The organism is Pseudomonas sp. NPDC087336 (genome assembly GCF_044744285.1).
Classification (GTDB): Bacteria; Pseudomonadota; Gammaproteobacteria; order Pseudomonadales; family Pseudomonadaceae; genus Aquipseudomonas.
Map to the genome: position 1 here is coordinate 157,313 of NZ_JBIUYA010000010.1, position 17,846 is coordinate 175,158.

The window sequence follows — 17,846 nt, forward strand, 5'->3', positions numbered from 1 at the left end:
AAGGAGCAATAGAGCAGCTTGCCGTTGTCCTCGCCGTTGCGGGTGTCAGTCATTCGTTCGATCCAAATCCGATAGGCTTGCAACACAAGATGAAGGCTATTGCGGGCTTTTTCAAGCCCGCCGGTGATCGGACCTGCCGACCAGCCTTATTTTGAGCTGCTTATTTAAGCGGGGCGCTGGTTGATCACTTCATCGATCAACCCGTACTCACGCGCGGCTTCTGCACTCATGAAATTATCGCGGTTGGTATCGCGCTCGATTTCTTCAAGGGTGCGCCCGCTGTGCTTGGCCATCAGCGTGTTGAGACGCTCACGAATGAAGAGGATTTCCTTGGCATGGATTTCGATGTCCGAGGCCTGGCCCTGGAAACCGCCCAGAGGCTGGTGAATCATCACACGCGAGTTCGGCAGGCAGTAGCGCTTGCCTTTGGCACCGGCCGTCAGCAGGAACGCGCCCATGCTGCACGCCTGACCGATACAGGTGGTCGACACGTTAGGCTTGATGAACTGCATGGTGTCGTAGATCGACATGCCCGCCGTCACCGAACCGCCCGGGGAGTTGATATAGAGATGGATGTCCTTGTCCGGGTTTTCCGCTTCAAGGAACAGCAGTTGCGCACAGATCAGGTTGGCCATGTAGTCCTCTACAGGGCCCACCAGAAAGATCACTCGCTCCTTGAGGAGACGCGAGTAGATGTCGTAGGCGCGCTCGCCACGAGCGGACTGCTCGACAACCATCGGGACCAGGCCGCCTGCAGCCTGGATATCAGAGTTCTGCTGAATATACGAATTACGGAACATGCTCTGCAGTCACTCCCAAATAGTTATGTCTTGAATACGCATAAGCCAGCTCGAGAGCTGGCTTATGGTGTGTGCTTCTTAGCGCAAAATGATCAGTCGGCTTGTGGAGCTTCTACCGGCTTGACCGCTTCTTCGTAAGAGACCGATTTGTCGGTCACGCTAGCTTTCTGCAGAACAGTATCCACAACTTGCTCTTCCAGCACAACCGAACGAACTTCGTTCAGTTGCTGGTCGTTCTTGTAGTACCAGGACACAACTTGCTCAGGCTCTTGGTAAGCCGAAGCCATTTCCTGGATCATCTCGCGAACGCGGGCTTCGTCAGGCTTGAGGTCGAATTGCTTGACCACTTCAGCCACGATCAGGCCCAGGACAACACGGCGCTTGGCTTGCTCTTCGAACAGCTCGGCCGGCAGTTGGTCAGGCTTGATGTTGCCGCCGAACTGCTGAACAGCTTGCACGCGCAGACGATCAACTTCGTTGGACAGAAGAGCCTTTGGCACTTCGATCGGGTTGGTGGCCAGCAGACCGTCCATGACCTGATTCTTGACCTTGGACTTGATCGCCTGACGCAGCTCGCGCTCCATGTTCTTGCGAACTTCGGTGCGGAAGCCTTCCAGACCGGTTTCCTTGATGCCGAATTGCGCGAAGAACTCTTCGTTCAGCTCAGGCAGTTTTGGCTCGGAAACGGTGTTGACGGTCACGGTGAACTCGGCGGTTTTGCCAGCCAGGTCCAGATTCTGATAATCCTCTGGGAACGTCAGGTTCAGAACGCGTACTTCACCGGCTTTAGCGCCAACCAGGCCATCTTCGAAGCCCGGGATCATGCGGCCGGAACCCAGCACCAGCTGGGTGCCCTTGGCGGAACCGCCAGCGAACACTTCACCGTCGACCTTGCCTTCGAAATCGATGTTCAGCTGGTCTTCGTTCTGGGCAGCGCGATCGGCCACTTCAAAACGGGTGTTCTGCTTGCGCAGGATGTCCAGCATCTTGTCCAGATCGGCATCAGCCACGTCAGCGCTCAGGCGCTCTACGGTGATACCTTCGAAACCGGCAACGGTGAACTCAGGGAACACTTCGAATACGGCAACGTATTCCAGGTCCTTGCCTGCTTCCAGGGATTTAGGCTCGATCGACGGCGAACCAGCCGGGTTCAGCTTCTGCTCAACCACAGCTTCGTAGAAGGAAGACTGGATGACGTCGCCTACCGCTTCCTGGCGAGCTTCAGCGCCGAAACGACGCTTGATTTCGCTCATTGGCACTTTGCCTGGACGGAAGCCAGCAATCTTGGCCTTTTGGGCAGTCTGCTGCAGACGCTTGTTGACCTGAGTCTCGATGCGCTCAGCCGGCACGGTGATGCTCATGCGGCGCTCAAGAGCAGAAGTATTTTCAACAGAAACTTGCATGGATATTCCTCGTTGCACAGACGTTAGCCGGCCGTTTCCGACCCCAGAATCAAGGGCATGCATTCTAGTGGGTCAAACTCAAGAAGTCACCCTACTGAAAACGGGTAAAAAAGCAGCAGGCAATTTATAGGTGCGAATGCACGGGTGCACCTCGCCCCGGTGGCAAATACAGCCAATCACGCCAAGGCTCTGCGCCAACCCTTCCTTATATGGATGAGGTTGCCAATCATCTCCCTGACAGCCGACCTTGCGAACACGGCCGGCGGGCAGCACGGCATCATCGAGAAACATAAAAACGACGAAACGCCCTGCCCTTGCGACCCGGAACCCGCAGTCGCTGAAACCGCTGAAACCGCTGAAACAAAAAAGGCGCCAGACTATTAATCTGGCGCCTTTTCGAAATATGGGGTGGACGATGGGGATCGAACCCACGACAACGGGAGTCACAATCCCGTGCTCTACCAACTGAGCTACGCCCACCATATTGCGTGCCAAAGAAGCCAAATCACTTCTTTGTTGAACCTCGACCAGGCCAGGCGGCATGGTTGAAGTCTTGTTTGGTGCGGATGAAGAGACTCGAACTCTTACGCCTCGCGGCGCTGGAACCTAAATCCAGTGTGTCTACCAATTCCACCACATCCGCGAGATGAAGCCTTTAAAGCAAAGGCGCCAGACTGTTAATCTGGCGCCCTTCGAAATATGGGGTGGACGATGGGGATCGAACCCACGACAACGGGAGTCACAATCCCGTGCTCTACCAACTGAGCTACGCCCACCATATCGCGTTACTTGTGCCAAAGCTGCCTAATGGCGCACCCGGCAGGACTCGAACCTGCGACCATCCGCTTAGAAGGCGGATGCTCTATCCAGCTGAGCTACGGGCGCCTTGTTAATCTGTACTCTTGGAGGACTACAAACTAAGTGCTTTTCAGTCTCGCAGAACCGTAACCCCGCTCAACCTTCTAAACCAGTGCTAGGCTGTGCCCGACAAGTGCGACGAATAGTATAGAGCCCCCCGCAGGTCGTCAAATCCTTTTTGAAAAAAATTCATTTAATTAAAGGAGTTAGCGGAATTTGCAGACCAAGCGCCTTTGCCCTCACCGCATGACATGCGAGAATGCGCTCTCTTTTTTTCCCCTCTCGATGGTTAATCACGCGCAATGACTGCACAACTTATCGACGGCAAATCGATCGCCGCCAGCCTGCGCCAGCAGATCGCCCAACGCGTCAACGAGCGTCGCCAGCAAGGCCTGCGCACGCCCGGCCTTGCGGTGATCCTGGTCGGCAGCGATCCTGCCTCTCAGGTTTATGTCTCGCACAAGCGTAAAGACTGTGAAGAGGTCGGCTTCCTTTCCCAAGCTTATGACCTGCCTTCCGAAACCACTCAAGAAGCGCTGACCGATCTGATCGATCGCCTCAATGACGATCCGGCGATTGACGGCGTTCTGCTTCAACTTCCTCTCCCTGAACATCTCGACGCCTCCAAATTGCTGGAACGCATTCGTCCCGATAAAGACGTCGATGGTTTCCATCCCTATAACGTCGGTCGCCTGGCCCAACGCATCCCGTTGCTGCGCCCATGCACCCCGAAAGGCATCATGACCCTGCTGGAAAGCACCGGCGCCGATCTCTACGGAATGAACGCGGTGGTGGTCGGCGCTTCCAACATCGTCGGACGCCCGATGGCGATGGAATTGCTGCTGGCCGGTTGCACCGTGACCGTCACTCACCGTTTCACCAAGGACTTGGCCGGGCATGTCGGCCGCGCCGACCTGGTGGTCGTCGCCGCCGGCAAGCCGGGCCTGGTAAAAGGTGAGTGGATCAAGGAAGGCGCGATCGTGATCGACGTCGGCATCAACCGCCAGGAAGACGGCAAACTGGTGGGTGACGTGATCTACGAAACCGCCCTGCCCCGCGCCGGCTGGATCACTCCGGTGCCGGGTGGCGTCGGCCCGATGACTCGCGCCTGCCTGCTGGAAAACACGCTGTACGCCGCCGAAACCCTGCATAGCTGAGGCTTAAAGCAGAGGTAGCTCGCGACACAAGGAACCCCGCCCATGGCGGGGTTCTTTTTTACCCGCGCAACAGGATCGACCATCCGCCGGAAAGTGACTTTTTTTTCATGTTTCCAGGCACTTTCACCCCGTCCCCGAACAACCATCGACAGTTATTCAGCCATACTCCAGAATGTCGCGCTTTTTAAGAAATAGCCCGTTACAAAACGGCTTATCAACACTTCATTGAGTCTGCCAGCGTGAAAATCCGTCTTTCCATCCTGAACCTATTTTTTGCAGTTACAGGGACTTTCATCACGGCACTGGCCAGCGCGGGCGACACCACCACCGCAGCGCCTCGAGACACCTCGCAACTCAAGCTCGCTTCCAGCAGCTCCTTGCTGCTGGATATGCAGACCAACAAAATCATCTATGCCAGCAATCCGGACGTCGTCGTCCCCATCGCTTCCGTCAGCAAACTGATGACTGGCCTGGTCGTGGTTGAAGCCCGGCAGAACATGGATGAATACATCAGCATCAACATCAGCGACACACCGGAAATGAAAGGTGTGTACTCCCGGGTAAAACTCAAGAGCGAACTGCCGCGTCGGGAAATGCTGCTGATTGCCCTGATGTCCTCCGAAAACCGTGCCGCCGCCAGCCTGGCCCACCACTATCCAGGCGGCTATGCCGCGTTCATTGCTGCGATGAACGCCAAGGCCCGAGCCCTGGGCATGACCAAAACCCATTTCGTCGAGCCGACTGGTCTCTCCCCGCGCAACGTTTCCACCGCTCGCGATCTGAGCAAACTGTTGATCGCCGCGCACAAATACCCGTTGCTGACAGAACTGAGCACAACCAAGGAAAAAACCGTCACCTTCCGTAAACCCATCTATAGCCTGGGCTTCCGCAATACCGACCACTTGGTGCGTAAACCGGACTGGGACATCCAACTGACCAAAACCGGTTTCACCAACGAAGCCGGTCGCTGCCTGGTGCTGGTGACCCGGATGAGTAACCGTCCGGTTGCCCTGGTGCTCCTTGACGCCTATGGCAAATACACACACTTTGCCGACGCCGCCCGCATCCGCAATTGGGTCGAAACCGGCAAGAGCGCGAACGTGGCTTCTGCGGCCTTGCAGTACAAGTCGGACAAGAACCTCAAGCAGCGCCAGAGTGGTGTTGTTGAGGCTTCGAAGTAAGCAGGCAGTCGGCCATTGTGGTTTAACAGGGTGCCGAGGCGGCCTGACCCCAAGTGAACACAGATGATCGTCCCACGCAGAGCGTGGGAACGATCATCTCCAGGCTTATCACCCGCCGAAATCAGACGACCTCCCCCGCAATCAATCGTTAGGCAGCGGCATCTGGTCATCATCAGGAATACCATCACCCTTGCTGGGGTCGTGCCAGCCCTGCGGATGTTCAGTCGGCACTACCGTCGGCCGCGCCAGCGGATCGCGCAACGGACTGTCCGGGTCCATCACCGGATCCATGTCCTTCTCGGGAGTAGTCGGCACGGTTTCCGGACGTTCGTCGTTGAAGCTCGAATCGGTAGACATACGCACCTCCAATAGGACTAGGGTTTGAGATTACCCAATGGATCGTAGGGTTTGGCCGGCGCCTTGGAGTTGTCACCCGGCTTCACATCCCTCGGGGCCTTGGCTGGCCCGATTGGATCGACTGCCGGATCGGCAAGGTCCGGGGAGTCGGGATCGAACCCCAACTCATCGCCAGACGAATGCTCGGATGAGTGAGGGCCGTCGGGGGTATTGGAATGTGCCATGACACCTCCTGATAGCCCGGGAAAATCCGGGCCTTTAAGATAAGAGGTTGGCAACGGCCGCAGGTGCCCGGCGAGTGACGAACGGACTTACTGCGCGACCAGCGCTTTCTTCGCCTTGGCGGCAGCCTGTTCCTGGCCCGCTTGGGCAAGATCGTTGGCCGCCTTGAGCCAGCGCTGCTGATCGACCTGAGCGGGCAACTGGGACGGATTCTGGATCAACACGGCCCATCCACCGGCGTCCTTGAACGCCGACTCGAACGAACCGAACCCCATCATCCGCCGCTGATCCATACCTGCACGCAGCAAGACGGTCTGCTTCTGACGGTTGTATCCACTCAAAATCGCGTAGCGCGGTTCGGCCCAGAGCGCCGAGCCTTCAGTGAAGCGCACCATCACTGGGTAACCGGCCGCGACCTGGGTCAGCAAGGCGGGCAGATTGCTGTCGAGGGGATAAACCACCATCCCGTACTCGCGGGCGAGGTTCTGCATGTTCTGTTGCAATTGCGCCTCGCCGGCCGGCAGATGCAAGGGTTTATCGAGCAAGCCAGGGGTGATCACGATGCCCTGCTGCGACAACATGCTCGCCAGCACTTGCGGCCCGCTTTGATTCGCCACGCCCTTGTAGAAGCGGCCGCTGAGCTCGACGCGCTCTGGCAGACGTTTGATCTGTGGCGACACGCTCCCGGCGCATCCCGCCAGACTGGCAACACAACCCACAATCAGTACCGCCGATAGCATTCGAGAAATTACTCGCACCATCATCTCTCTCTTATTCAGATGCCAGGCAATCGCATTCCCGGCTTGGCCGTCGATAATAGGGTGCCGCACCGCCGCGGTATAGCCTTAACCGGCAGTTGATGGCATCCGATAGAGCAAACTGGTTGGTGACAGCCGACCTTTGGTCAATAGCCTGAAACAAGCCAGCGACTAGACTGTCACTTGCATAGCGTGTGTGCCCGCTGCAGGGCAAAGAGGAGGCCTCGATGAGCCTGGCAATGACAATCGTAATGTTGATTTCTGGCTGGCTGGCGGTGGCCGCCGCCATGTTATGGGGTGTTCTGCGCATTACCCGCCGGCACCATCACCCTGTACAGCCGAAACCTCTGGCTAAAACCGACGAAGCCAGCGCATCACACGCCACAGTCCACTAAACGAGACTTTGGTCAAAAAAAAAGGCCGCCTGGATTCCAGGCGGCCTTTTCATTTCAGCAAGGGTCAAGCCTCAGCGGTAACCCGCTTCTGCCGTGCCCGCCGGGACATCATGTTCAACACTTCGATCGCTGCCGAGAACGCCATCGCCGCATAAACGTAGCCCTTCGGTACGTGGGCGCCGAAACCTTCGGCGATCAGCGTCATGCCGATCATGATCAGGAAGCCTAGCGCCAACATGACGACTGTCGGGTTGTCATTGATGAACTTGGCCAGCGGGTCAGCCGCCAGCAACATCACCAGTACCGACACCACCACGGCAATGATCATGATCGGCAAATGCTCGGTCATGCCGACAGCGGTAATGATGCTGTCGATGGAGAACACCATGTCCAGCATCAGGATCTGACCGATCGCCGCAGCAAAGCCCAGGGTTACGGTCGAGGTCGCCGATTTCGGATCTTCCGGTGCCGGGTCCATGCTGTGATGGATCTCGGTGGTGGCTTTCCACAACAGGAACAGGCCGCCAGCGATCAGGATCATGTCCTTCCAGGAAAACGCATGACCGAAGATCTCGATGACCGGCGCTGTCAGCTGGACGATAAATGCAATGGTACTCAGCAAGCCCAGTCGCAGGATCAGCGCCATGCCGATACCGATGCGCCGCGCCTTCTGCCGATGCTGCTCGGGCAGTTTGTTGGTCAGGATCGAAATGAAGATCAGGTTATCGATGCCGAGCACGATTTCCATCACCACCAGGGTGGCCAGGGCGACCCAGGCAGTGGGGCTGGCGGCTAACTGTAAAAGGTATTCCATGGGTCAGTCCTGACTCGCTGTAAGACGGTTTAGATTTCCTGGGAGGTCGATGCGGATTCTTCCGCTTCTTTTTCCGATGATTCTTTTTTGCTGATCAGCCCGCCGGTGGCTTCGCTGAGCGCCTGTTCGGCGGCCTTGTGAGTGTCGTCGATCGCCTGCTTCGCGCTTTCGGCAGCCTTGCCCATCAATTGCTGGGCGCTTTTTTCCGCCTGGTCGCAACCGGCCAGGACCAGTAATGATGTGATCAGCAGTGCCGTGGCTTTGATTTTCATGGTGATGTCCTCGATATAACGAACGCAGCCGAAACGATGGCCCGTTGATAGCGAGGGATTCTAGGCAATTGAATACTTCAGGAAAATTCGTATTTTTAGCGGCTATACTTCGAAATTCTCGAATCCAGAAATTCTGCAGGGACTACACGTGCTCAATTATCGACAGCTGCATTACTTCTGGGTGGTGGCCAAGACGGGCAGCATCGTGCGCGCTTGCGAGCAGCTGAACCTGACGCCACAAACCATCAGCGGGCAGATTTCGCTGCTTGAACAAACCTATGGCATCGAGTTGTTCCGCCGGGTGGGTCGGCAGCTGGAACTGACCGAAGCAGGCCGGCAAACCTTGACCTACGCCGAGCAGATGTTTCAGCTGGGGGGTGAACTGGAATTGATGTTGCGAGCGCAGCCCAACGAGCAGCAGATCCTGTTTCGCGTGGGCGTGGCCGACGTGGTGCCCAAATCCATCGTCTATCGCCTGATCGCGCCAACCATGGAATTGAGTGAGCCGCTGCGCATCACCTGCCGCGAAGACAAGCTCGAACGGCTGCTGGCCGACCTGGCCATCCAGCGCCTGGACCTGGTAATTTCCGACAGCCCCATGCCATCACACCTGGACATCAAGGGCTACAGCCAGAAACTCGGCGAATGCGGGATCAGTTTCTTCGCCACTGCCGAATTGGCGTTGCATTACGGTCAGGACTTTCCCCGCAGCCTGCACGGCGCGCCCCTGCTGATTCCCGGGCCGGAAACCGTGGTACGCAGCCGTTTGCAACGCTGGTTCGCCGAGCAGCAGATCCAGCCGCAGATCGTCGGTGAATTCGACGACAGTGCCTTGATGCAGGCGTTCGGCCAATCCGGCAGCGGAATCTTCATCGGCCCAAGCGTGATCGCCGACGAAGTGCAGCGCCAATACGGCGTGCAAGTGATTGGCCAGACCGACGCGGTCAGCGAGTCGTTCTACGCCATTTCAGTGGAGCGCAAGGTCAAGCACCCTGGCATTGTCGCCATTACCGAAGGTGCCCGACGCGAGTTGTTTACCGAACTGTAAAGCCTCAGGCGCAGACTTCCCGGGGCTTGAACGTCATCAGGGCGATGGCCAGCAGGATTGAGGCGAGGATAAAAGCCGCCGCCGCGAAGCCAAGGCCTTGCAGCCCTACGCTGTCGATCACCCGCCCGCCGATCATCGCACCCAGGCCAATACCCAGGTTGGCGCCGGCAATGTTCAGCGAAGCGGCGAACGCTGGCGCTTCAGGCGCGGCCTTCATCAGGCGCACGTGACTGACCAGGAACATCGCCGCCTGGGTCACGCCCCAAATGCCCATCGCCGCGGCCAGGCCGAGGGGCGAATGAATGTTCGGCACCAATGCCACCAGGCCGGCAATCATGAACGCACAGAACATCATCGACGCCATCAGCGGGTGACGATCCACCGCACGACCGCCCAGCGAGTTGCCGATCAACCCGACCGCGCCGAAGCCCATCAGGCACCAGCCAACCACGGTGCCGTTGAACCCGGCCAAGCGCTCAAGGATATCGGCCAGATAGGTGTAGGCCGTGAACATGCCGCTGAACACAATCACCGACAGCAACACATGACCCAGCATCAGCGGGCTGCGCAGGATCTTGAACTGCGACAGCAAGCTCACCTGATGCTGGTGCAGGTTGGTTTTCGGCAGGTAGATAAACAGCAACAGCGCCTTGGCAAAGGCAATGACCGCCAGAATGGCGAAAGCACTGCGCCAGCCGAACGCATCGGAAATCAATGTGCCCACGGGAATGCCGAACACCGTGGCACAGACAATGCCGAAGCCGATCTTGGCGATGGCGCGGCCGGCGTAGTCCGGCCCGACGATGTCCACCGCGGTCTCACTGGCCAGCGCCCAGAACACCGGCAAGCCCAGCGCCGGAATCAACCGGGCAAGCGCCATGACCCAGATGTTCGGCGCCAGTGCGGCCAGGGTGTTGGCCAGGCCAAACATGATCAACACCGAGATAAACAGCTTGCGCCGCTCGAAGCGGGCGAAGTACGCCGTGAGAAACGGTCCGAACGCAGCAACGGTAAAGGCGAACAGGGTCACCAGTAACCCCGCTTGCGGGATGCTGACGTCCAGATCCCGGGCGATGGCTGGCAACAGGCCGACGATGACGAATTCCGTGGTCAGCACCGTGAAGCCGGCGGCAGACAACAGAAGGATGGGCAACAGCATGCAAAACTCCAGAAAACGAAAACACCAGCGATAGCCCGAAGGCCCACTGGCAATATGAAAATGAGGATGGCGAATCTTAACAGAGTGTTTCCTGATGCGGTTGCACGAACCTGCAATTCGCGTTGAATGCCAGGGTGGCAGTTCGTCACAGGTCTGAAGGATCATGCCTACGCTGTGATAAAGTCCGCGTCCTGCAAAACGTACACCCGGTGTTCATCGACCTTTCATGACGTCGATGTCGCGACCCTCTTCGGTTTCCCGCCTGTGGCCTGCCCCGCAGACGCGGCGAAGCCTTGCACTTATAAAAAATCAGAGATGCCGTTTTATGACTGCTTCATCCCCTTCCCTATTGCAACGCCTGAAACGCCTGAGCCTGGTCACGCAAATCGTGATCGGCCTGATCGCCGGTATCGCCCTGGCCTCGTTCGCGCCTGAAGCGGCGAAATCCACGGCGTTCATCGGCAAAGTTTTCGTCAGCGCGCTCAAAGCGGTCGCGCCGATTCTGGTGTTCGTGTTGGTCATGGCATCGATCGCCAACCATAAGCACGGCCAGGAAACCCATATCAGGCCGATTCTGTTGTTGTATCTGCTGGGGACTTTCGCTGCCGCCGTGGTCGCGGTGGTTGCCAGCATGCTGTTCCCGTCCAGCCTGGTGCTGTCGACCCATGACGTTGCAGTGACCGCGCCGGGCGGGATTGGTGAAGTGCTGCAAAGCCTGCTGCTGAGCGTGGTCGACAATCCGGTCAGCGCCTTGATGAACGCCAACTTCATCGGCATCCTGGCGTGGGCCATCGGCATGGGCATAGCCATTCGCCATGCTGGCGACACCACCCGTGAAGTGCTTGGGGACCTGTCCAATGGCGTGACCGTGATCGTGCGCCTGGTGATCTGCTTCGCGCCGCTGGGGATCTTCGGCCTGGTGGCCTCGACCCTGGCCACCTCCGGTTTCGGCGCCTTGATCGGCTATGCGCACCTGCTGGCCGTGTTGCTGGGCTGCATGCTGTTCGTGGCGCTAGTGATGAACCCGCTCATCGTGTTCTGGAAACTGCGCCGCAACCCGTACCCACTTGTGCTGACCTGCCTGCGCGAAAGCGGCATAACCGCGTTCTTCACCCGCAGCTCGGCGGCGAACATTCCGGTCAACCTGGAACTGAGCAAGCGCCTGGGTCTGCACGAAGACACCTATTCGGTATCGATCCCGTTGGGCGCGACCATCAACATGGCCGGTGCCGCCATCACCATCACCGTGTTGACTCTGGCGGCCGTGCATACGCTGGGGATCGTCGTGGACATTCCGACCGCCATTCTGCTCAGCGTCGTGGCGGCCATCTGCGCCTGTGGCGCTTCGGGTGTGGCGGGTGGGTCTTTGCTGCTGATCCCGCTGGCGTGCAGTCTGTTTGGCATCCCGAGCGAAATCGCGATGCAGGTGGTGGCGGTCGGTTTCATCATCGGCGTGCTGCAGGACTCGGCCGAGACTGCGCTGAACTCGTCCACCGATGTGCTGTTCACCGCGGCCGCTTGCCTGGGCGAAGAACAGAAAGCCACACGACTGGCGTAACCCACCGCTCACTGTAGGAGCCCGGCTTGCCGGCGAAGGCGTACTTAAGGCCGCCTTCGCCCGTAGGAGCCAGGTTTAGAACGCGCCCATGTAATCGCGCTTGCCCACTTCCACGCCGTTATGACGCAGCAGCGCATAGGCGGTGGTGACGTGGAAGAAGAACTGCGGCAGGCCGTAGGTCAGCAGGTAAGCCTGGCCGGAGAAACGCTTCTCTTTCGGCGTGCCTGGGCGGGTCACGATCTCGATGCCTTCCTTGCCGTTGATCTGCTCGGGCGTGAACTCGCCGATGTAGGCCAGGACCTTGGCGATCAATGCTTGCAGTTCGGCGAAGGTGGTTTCGCTGTCGTCGTACTTCGGCAGTTCGACTTCAGCCAGACGGGAAGTCACGCCTTTGGCGAAATCAACGGCGATCTGCACCTGACGCACCAGCGGGAACATGTCCGGGTACAGGCGCGCTTGCAGGAAAGCGTTCGGGTCGATGTTTTTCGTAGTGGCGTGGGCCTCGGCTTTTTTCAGCACGTCGCTCAGGGCGTTGAGCATTTGCTGGAAAACAGGAACGGAGGCGTCGTACAGGGAAATGGTCATGGCAGTCTCGTGTGATGACAGGAGGAAAACGTCGGCCGATTATAGCCGTGCGCGGTCCTCCCGAGATCGCTCTTTTTTTACTTGCCCGCACGCGCCTCCCTGGGCATGCCCAAGGCGCGCTCGGCAATGATGTTGCGCTGGATCTCGTTGCTGCCGCCATAGAGGGTGTCGGCGCGGCTGAACAGGTACAGCGACTGCAGTCGGGTCAGTTGATAAGGCGCCGCTTCGAGCAGTTCCGCCTCGGCGCCCAGTACGTCCATCGCCAGCTTGCCAAGGCTGGCATGCCAGGTCGACCAGAACAGCTTGTAGATAGTCGCCTCCTTGCGCAGCGATCCGTCCTGGCTTCCCGAGAGCATGCGCAGCGAGTTGTAGCGCATGATCCGCAACCCGCTCCAGGCCTCGGCCAGGCGTTGGCGCAGGATCGGATCGCAGGCAGCCCCGTTGCGCTTGGCGATAGCGATGATTTCGTTGAGTTCGTTCTGGAACTGCATCTGCTGGCCAAGGGTCGACACGCCACGCTCGAAACCCAGCAAAGCCATGGCGATCTTCCAGCCCTCGCCCGGCGCGCCGATAATATTGGCGGCGTCGGTGCAGGCGTCATCGAAGAACACTTCGTTGAACTCCGAGGTGCCGGTCAGTTGCTCGATCGGCCGCACGGTGATTGAAGCCTGGGCCATCGGGACCAGCAGGAAAGACAAACCTCGATGGCCCACGCTGCCCGGTTCGGTGCGAGCAATCACAAAGCACCAATCCGATTCATGGGCCAGGGAGGTCCAGACTTTCTGCCCGTTGATCACCCAACTGCCGGTCGCTTCGTCCAGCGTCGCGCGGGTCTTGACGTTGGCCAGGTCAGAGCCGGCCCCAGGCTCGGAATAGCCCTGGCACCAGAAGCTCGTGCCGTTGACGATCCCTGGCAAAAAACGCTGTTGCTGTTCGACCGTGCCGAACGCAGCGATGGTCGGCCCGGCAAGGCCTTCGCCAATGTGGCCCATGCGCCCGGGGCCGCCAGCGCGGGCGTACTCTTCGTGAAAAATCACCTGTTGGGTGATCGACAAGCCACGCCCGCCATGCTCCGGCGCCCAGCCGACGCATGTCCAGCCGCCCTCGGCCAGTTTGCGCTCCCAGGCTTTGCGCTCCTGGGGAAACATGTGCTCATCGCCTGGGCCGCCGCGAAAACGCAGGGACTCGAATTCACCGCAGAGGTTGGCGCTCATCCAGTCGGCGACTTCCTGGCGAAAGCACTCATCTTGCTCGCTGAAACTGATTTTCATGGTTGCTCTCCAAGAATCACCGCGGCGATCCGCTCGCGATGCAAGGCCGGCAGCCCGAGGAAGCTCTCGCTGGCGCGGGCGCGCTTGAAGTACAGGTGTGGGTCATATTCCCAAGTGAAACCGACGCCGCCATGCAGCTGGATCGACTCGCACGCGCAGTGGAAAAAGGTTTCCGAGCACTGCGCCTTGGCCAGCGCTGCTGCCAGCGGCAGTTCGCCCGCCACGTCGGCATCGCCCCGGGGATCAAGGGCTTCCTGAGCGACGCACGCCGCGTAGTAGCAGGCCGAACGCGCGCATTCGACTTGCAGCATCATGTCCGCGGCACGGTGCTTGAGGGCCTGGAAACTGGCGATGGGGCGACCGAACTGCTGGCGTTCCTGCATGTAGGCCACGCTAAGGTCGAGCACCTGCTGCGCGCCGCCGGTCTGTTCGGCAGCCAGGCCGATGCAGGCCAGTTGCAGGACCTGCTCAAGATGCGTCCAGCCTTTGCCGAATGTACCCAGCAGGCAGTCGGCTTCGAGGTACAGGCCCTTGAGCTCGATGCGTGCCTGGCGCCGGGTCTGGTCCATTGTCGGCAGCATTTGCCGCTCGATGCCCGCCCACGCGGCGTCAACGGCGAACAGACTGATGCCCGCCTCGCCGGTCGATCCGGGTTGCCGTGCGGCAATGATCAACAGGTCGGCGCCATGGCCATCCACTACATGCTTGAGCGTGCCGTCGAGGACAAAACCGTCGCCCTCAGCCACCGCCGTGGCCTGGACATCGCTGGCCGACCAGCCGTTGGCACTGCTGAACGCCAGGGTCGCGGTCAGGCTGCCGTCAGCAATCGAAGGCAGCCAACGCTGCTTCTGTTCATCATTGGCGGCCAGCAATAACGCAGGCGTGGCCATGCAAGCAGTGGCGAAAAACGGCGAGCACAACAATCGCCGCCCCATCTGCTCCAGCAGGATTGCCAGCTCGACGAAGCCCAGGCCGAGGCCGCCATAGGCTTCGGGAATATGGATCGCCGGCCAGCACATTTCCTGGCATAACCGCTGCCAGAGGGCCTCGTCGAAACCCCGTTCGCTGACCATTGCCGCGCGCACGGCGGCCGAATCCGACACATCGGCGAGCAAGCCCTCGGCCGATGCGCGGATCATTTCCTGTTCGTCGCTGAATGCAAACTCCATCGCGGCACCTTCTGCTCGTCTGTTGGGGCACGCGTGGCGCAACACCCCTTTGAACATGAAGTCTGCCGCTGTGCGGGCGCGGTGAAATCGTCAGCCTTGCCTAGTCCGAACGAGCGATGCCGTGGACAATGAAGCGCTGCACGCCGGCAAGGCTCGACTAACCTCCATCAACGAGGTCTTATAAGTCGAGAAAATCCAGACCAACCGTTAGCGAGGTTCCAGACACTGTGAGTACTGAGCAAGAGACGACTTTCGACGAACCACGCCTGAACAGCACGGAAATCCGCATCCTGGGTTCCCTGATCGAAAAACAGGCCACCAGCCCGGAAACCTACCCGCTGACCCTCAATGCGCTGGTGATTGCCTGCAATCAGAAAACCAGCCGCGAGCCGGTGATGAATCTCACTCAGGGCCAGGTAGGCCAGAGCCTGCGCGCCCTCGAAGGACGCGGCTTCGCCAGACTGGTGATGGGCAGCCGTGCCGATCGCTGGGAGCATAAGGTCGACAAAGCACTGGAACTGGTGCCCGCGCAGGTGATTCTGACCGGGCTGATGTTTTTAAGGGGGCCGCAGACCGTCAACGAACTGCTGACCCGCAGCGGGCGCATGCATGATTTCGAGGATGCCGAGCAGGTCGTGCATCAACTTGAACGCCTGATTGCCCGTGGCCTGGCGGTACTGATCCCGCGTCAGGCCGGACAGCGCGAAGATCGTTATACGCACGCAATGGGTGATCCGGCGGATATCGAAGCGATCCTGGCTGCACGTCAAAATGCGCCGGAGCGTGGTGCTGGCGGCGCGGTGTCGGTTGAGCGAATCGAGGAGCTCGAAGCACGCATCGCCGCGCTGGAAGAACGCTTGGCACGCCTCGAATAAAAGCGCACAAGCTCGTTTGCGGGCGGCGTTGGCGGCTGCCCGTCAATCAATAGGCAAGGCTGCTGCGGGCAAACTCCACGGCCTTCTGAAACTGCTCATCGGTCGGGCGCACACCGGTATAAAGCACAAATTGCTCCAGCGCCTGGATCGCAATCACCTCGAGTCCGGTGATGACATGTTTGCCCTCGGCACGAGCGCGCACGATCAGCGGGGTTTCCGAGGGAACCGCGACGACATCGAAGACGATATCCGCAGCCGCAATGGCTTGGGCATCGAACGCCAATTGCTCGGCTTGCGGACCGGTCATGCCGATAGGCGTGACGTTGATGAGCATGTGCGGGCGTTGCTCACCCAGTTCGGCTTGCCAGGGGTAGCCCAGCGACTTGGCCAACGCCTGGCCCGCGCGCTGGTTACGGGCCACGATCAGGCCATTGTGGTAACCGCCATCGCGCAAGGCGCTGGCCACCGCCTTGGCCATGCCACCACTGCCAAGCAAGGCAAACGTGATGTCCTTGGACACCTGGTGGGTCTGCAGCAACTGGGCAATGGCGATGTAGTCGGTGTTGAAGGCCTTGAGATGGCCGTTGGTATTGACGATGGTATTGATCGACTGGATGGCCGCGGCAGAAGGGTCCAGTTCATCGACCAGGGCAATGCAGGCTTCCTTGAACGGCATCGAGACGCCGCAACCGCGAATTCCCAGGGCGCGGATGCCGCCGACGGCGCCTGGCAAGTCTTGGCTGGAAAACGCCTTGTAGTAGAAATTCAGCCCCAGTTGCTCATACAAATGGTTGTGAAATCGCAGGCCAAAGTTCCCGGGGCGCCCGGAGAGGGACATGCACAGCTGGGTGTCTCTGTTGGGGTTCATCTGCATGTGAATCTCCTTGCATTGCACTTTCGGATGGACGGGATTCGCCAGTCCATCAGGCTCTGATCAATCATATTCGCGCGCCCTGATCGATGCCGCGCGACCGTCAGGACGGCGACACAGACCTTACACAAAATTTACCCGGCGGCTGTGCTGATTTTCAAAAAAAAGCTGTCTTAGAAGTATCCCCGCGACATTCCTTGAGTCTATGGCAGACACAAGCGCCGGGTTGAAGCACCGAGGAATCATCATGATCCGTAAAATCCCCACAGTGGCTTTGCTGATCGGCGCCCTGGCTGTCGCAGGCCAGGCGCAAGCGCATGGCGGTGGCGGTTGGGAAGGTCCGGCGGTATTTGGCGCAATCGTCGGCTCGGCCATCGTCGGCTCGGCAATCATCAACAGCAACCGGCCTGTGTATGTGACACCGCAACCGGTCTACGCCCAACCGGTTTACGCACAACCACAGCCGGTATACATGGCACCGCCCCCACCGGTCTACTACCAGCCCGCACCGGTGTATGTGGGACAACCGATCTACTATCGCCCGGCGCCGGTCTATTACGGTCCACCCCGTGGTTACTACGGCCCGCCTCGTGGCTATTACGGCCCGCCCCACGGCTACGGTCGCTGGTAACCCGCGCCCGCCATCCACCGTTCGTCGTCGCAGGTCTGGAAAAATCCTGTCGGTGTCGCTATCGGGACAGTGTCGACCGTTGAAGTTGGCAAGATTGACTCGCCCCTCCCTTTGCGTCAGCAACAGTCAATCACTGCGCCAGCAAAGGTCAATAACAACAAGGACGAGCTCATGCCCACGCAAAACCCGCACCGCATCAATGGCCTGTGCACTTGCAGCAAGGTCTACAACGCCCTGACCGAACTCAAGCAGCTCGAAGGCCATCGCAACGCCAAGTTCCTTTCGCTGCTGACACAGAACCTGGTGCGCAAGGGTCTGCTGAACGAGCAGGAAGTGGTTCAAATGCTCGACCAGGTGGTCGCCTGAGCATCAGCCGGCGGGCTGACCTCACTGGCATCAATGACCACTATTGAAAACGTTGATTTTCCCTCGACGCACCCGGGCCGTAAGGTGACTCCACAG

Annotated in this window: 20 protein-coding genes and 4 tRNA genes; 8 read left to right on the forward strand and 16 right to left on the reverse strand. The window is 59.2% G+C overall.

What is annotated here, in order from left to right; all coding sequences use genetic code 11:
- Positions 1 to 164: 164 nt before the first annotated feature.
- The 6 genes from clpP to ACIO0C_RS12780 all read right to left on the reverse strand — a co-directional run bounded on the left by clpP (position 165) and on the right by ACIO0C_RS12780 (position 3,088).
- Positions 165 to 800 carry an ATP-dependent Clp endopeptidase proteolytic subunit ClpP gene (gene clpP, locus ACIO0C_RS12755; RefSeq protein WP_008062468.1) on the reverse strand — a complete coding sequence of 212 codons (636 nt, stop codon included), beginning with the start codon at positions 798 to 800 and terminating at the stop codon, positions 165 to 167.
- Between the two features lie 92 nt (positions 801 to 892).
- Positions 893 to 2,203 (reverse strand): trigger factor, encoded by a 1,311-nt coding sequence (tig, locus tag ACIO0C_RS12760; RefSeq protein ID WP_401312304.1) that lies wholly within the window; start codon positions 2,201 to 2,203, stop codon positions 893 to 895.
- 404 nt (positions 2,204 to 2,607) lie between these two features.
- Positions 2,608 to 2,683: transfer RNA gene (locus tag ACIO0C_RS12765), tRNA-His, on the reverse strand.
- A gap of 78 nt (positions 2,684 to 2,761) precedes the next feature.
- Positions 2,762 to 2,846: transfer RNA gene (locus ACIO0C_RS12770), tRNA-Leu, on the reverse strand.
- 57 nt (positions 2,847 to 2,903) lie between these two features.
- Positions 2,904 to 2,979: transfer RNA gene (locus ACIO0C_RS12775), tRNA-His, on the reverse strand.
- 32 nt (positions 2,980 to 3,011) lie between these two features.
- Positions 3,012 to 3,088, reverse strand: a tRNA-Arg gene (locus ACIO0C_RS12780).
- A gap of 275 nt (positions 3,089 to 3,363) precedes the next feature.
- Here ACIO0C_RS12780 and folD point away from each other — a divergent pair.
- Together folD and pbpG are read left to right on the forward strand one after the other, a co-directional pair.
- On the forward strand, positions 3,364 to 4,218 hold the full coding sequence (gene folD / locus ACIO0C_RS12785; RefSeq protein ID WP_401312307.1) for a bifunctional methylenetetrahydrofolate dehydrogenase/methenyltetrahydrofolate cyclohydrolase FolD: 855 nt from the start codon (positions 3,364 to 3,366) through the stop codon (positions 4,216 to 4,218).
- A gap of 239 nt (positions 4,219 to 4,457) precedes the next feature.
- On the forward strand, positions 4,458 to 5,399 hold the full coding sequence (gene pbpG, locus ACIO0C_RS12790) for a D-alanyl-D-alanine endopeptidase (protein ID WP_401312310.1): 942 nt from the start codon (positions 4,458 to 4,460) through the stop codon (positions 5,397 to 5,399).
- Positions 5,400 to 5,540: 141 nt separating this feature from the next.
- Here the strand turns inward: pbpG and ACIO0C_RS12795 are convergent, their stop codons facing one another.
- The 3 genes from ACIO0C_RS12795 to ACIO0C_RS12805 all read right to left on the reverse strand — a co-directional run bounded on the left by ACIO0C_RS12795 (position 5,541) and on the right by ACIO0C_RS12805 (position 6,796).
- The gene (locus ACIO0C_RS12795) at positions 5,541 to 5,756 is read right to left on the reverse strand and encodes a hypothetical protein (RefSeq protein ID WP_020800925.1); all 216 of its coding nucleotides are present in this window, start codon (positions 5,754 to 5,756) and stop codon (positions 5,541 to 5,543) included.
- 17 nt (positions 5,757 to 5,773) lie between these two features.
- A complete protein-coding gene (locus tag ACIO0C_RS12800) occupies positions 5,774 to 5,980 on the reverse strand; it encodes a DUF6021 family protein (protein WP_020800926.1) in 207 nt (68 codons plus the stop codon).
- A gap of 87 nt (positions 5,981 to 6,067) precedes the next feature.
- On the reverse strand, positions 6,068 to 6,796 hold the full coding sequence (locus tag ACIO0C_RS12805; protein WP_401312415.1) for a peptidase C39 family protein: 729 nt from the start codon (positions 6,794 to 6,796) through the stop codon (positions 6,068 to 6,070).
- 167 nt (positions 6,797 to 6,963) lie between these two features.
- On the opposite strand from ACIO0C_RS12805, the gene ACIO0C_RS12810 reads away from it, so the two are divergent.
- Positions 6,964 to 7,131: a hypothetical protein gene (locus tag ACIO0C_RS12810; RefSeq protein WP_162831841.1), complete on the forward strand. Its 168-nt coding sequence runs from the start codon at positions 6,964 to 6,966 to the stop codon at positions 7,129 to 7,131.
- A 64-nt stretch (positions 7,132 to 7,195) separates the two neighbouring features.
- Here ACIO0C_RS12810 and ACIO0C_RS12815 read toward each other — a convergent pair whose 3' ends face one another.
- On the reverse strand, positions 7,196 to 7,945 hold the full coding sequence (locus ACIO0C_RS12815) for a TerC family protein (RefSeq protein ID WP_110749094.1): 750 nt from the start codon (positions 7,943 to 7,945) through the stop codon (positions 7,196 to 7,198).
- Positions 7,946 to 7,974: 29 nt separating this feature from the next.
- Positions 7,975 to 8,217 (reverse strand): hypothetical protein, encoded by a 243-nt coding sequence (locus tag ACIO0C_RS12820; RefSeq protein WP_401312315.1) that lies wholly within the window; start codon positions 8,215 to 8,217, stop codon positions 7,975 to 7,977.
- A 148-nt stretch (positions 8,218 to 8,365) separates the two neighbouring features.
- On the opposite strand from ACIO0C_RS12820, the gene nhaR reads away from it, so the two are divergent.
- Complete coding sequence (nhaR, locus tag ACIO0C_RS12825) at positions 8,366 to 9,265, forward strand: transcriptional activator NhaR (RefSeq protein WP_401312318.1); 900 nt, start codon at positions 8,366 to 8,368, stop codon at positions 9,263 to 9,265.
- Positions 9,266 to 9,269: 4 nt separating this feature from the next.
- Here nhaR and ACIO0C_RS12830 read toward each other — a convergent pair whose 3' ends face one another.
- The gene (locus tag ACIO0C_RS12830; RefSeq protein WP_401312321.1) at positions 9,270 to 10,424 is read right to left on the reverse strand and encodes an MFS transporter; all 1,155 of its coding nucleotides are present in this window, start codon (positions 10,422 to 10,424) and stop codon (positions 9,270 to 9,272) included.
- Between the two features lie 325 nt (positions 10,425 to 10,749).
- Here ACIO0C_RS12830 and sstT point away from each other — a divergent pair, with 325 nt between their 5' ends.
- Entirely contained in the window at positions 10,750 to 11,982 is a 1,233-nt protein-coding gene (gene sstT, locus ACIO0C_RS12835; RefSeq protein ID WP_401312324.1) for a serine/threonine transporter SstT, read from the forward strand.
- Between the two features lie 75 nt (positions 11,983 to 12,057).
- Here the strand turns inward: sstT and ACIO0C_RS12840 are convergent, their stop codons facing one another.
- From ACIO0C_RS12840 to ACIO0C_RS12850, 3 genes are all read right to left on the reverse strand, one after another.
- Positions 12,058 to 12,567 carry a DUF1993 family protein gene (locus ACIO0C_RS12840; RefSeq protein ID WP_401312327.1) on the reverse strand — a complete coding sequence of 170 codons (510 nt, stop codon included), beginning with the start codon at positions 12,565 to 12,567 and terminating at the stop codon, positions 12,058 to 12,060.
- A gap of 77 nt (positions 12,568 to 12,644) precedes the next feature.
- Positions 12,645 to 13,838: an acyl-CoA dehydrogenase family protein gene (locus ACIO0C_RS12845; protein WP_401312330.1), complete on the reverse strand. Its 1,194-nt coding sequence runs from the start codon at positions 13,836 to 13,838 to the stop codon at positions 12,645 to 12,647.
- A complete protein-coding gene (locus ACIO0C_RS12850; protein WP_401312333.1) occupies positions 13,835 to 15,007 on the reverse strand; it encodes an acyl-CoA dehydrogenase family protein in 1,173 nt (390 codons plus the stop codon). Before ACIO0C_RS12850 ends, ACIO0C_RS12845 begins: the two co-directional genes overlap by 4 nt.
- Positions 15,008 to 15,234: 227 nt before the next feature.
- Between ACIO0C_RS12850 and ACIO0C_RS12855 the strand changes: the two genes are divergently transcribed.
- Positions 15,235 to 15,882, forward strand: coding sequence for a YceH family protein (locus ACIO0C_RS12855; RefSeq protein ID WP_401312336.1), 648 nt, complete (start codon positions 15,235 to 15,237; stop codon positions 15,880 to 15,882).
- A gap of 46 nt (positions 15,883 to 15,928) precedes the next feature.
- Here the strand turns inward: ACIO0C_RS12855 and ACIO0C_RS12860 are convergent, their stop codons facing one another.
- Positions 15,929 to 16,756 carry a shikimate 5-dehydrogenase gene (locus ACIO0C_RS12860; RefSeq protein WP_401312339.1) on the reverse strand — a complete coding sequence of 276 codons (828 nt, stop codon included), beginning with the start codon at positions 16,754 to 16,756 and terminating at the stop codon, positions 15,929 to 15,931.
- Between the two features lie 244 nt (positions 16,757 to 17,000).
- Here ACIO0C_RS12860 and ACIO0C_RS12865 point away from each other — a divergent pair, with 244 nt between their 5' ends.
- Together ACIO0C_RS12865 and ACIO0C_RS12870 are read left to right on the forward strand one after the other, a co-directional pair.
- A complete protein-coding gene (locus tag ACIO0C_RS12865) occupies positions 17,001 to 17,384 on the forward strand; it encodes a hypothetical protein (protein WP_401312342.1) in 384 nt (127 codons plus the stop codon).
- Positions 17,385 to 17,555: 171 nt separating this feature from the next.
- Positions 17,556 to 17,750, forward strand: coding sequence for a hypothetical protein (locus ACIO0C_RS12870; protein ID WP_401312344.1), 195 nt, complete (start codon positions 17,556 to 17,558; stop codon positions 17,748 to 17,750).
- Positions 17,751 to 17,846 lie beyond the last annotated feature (96 nt).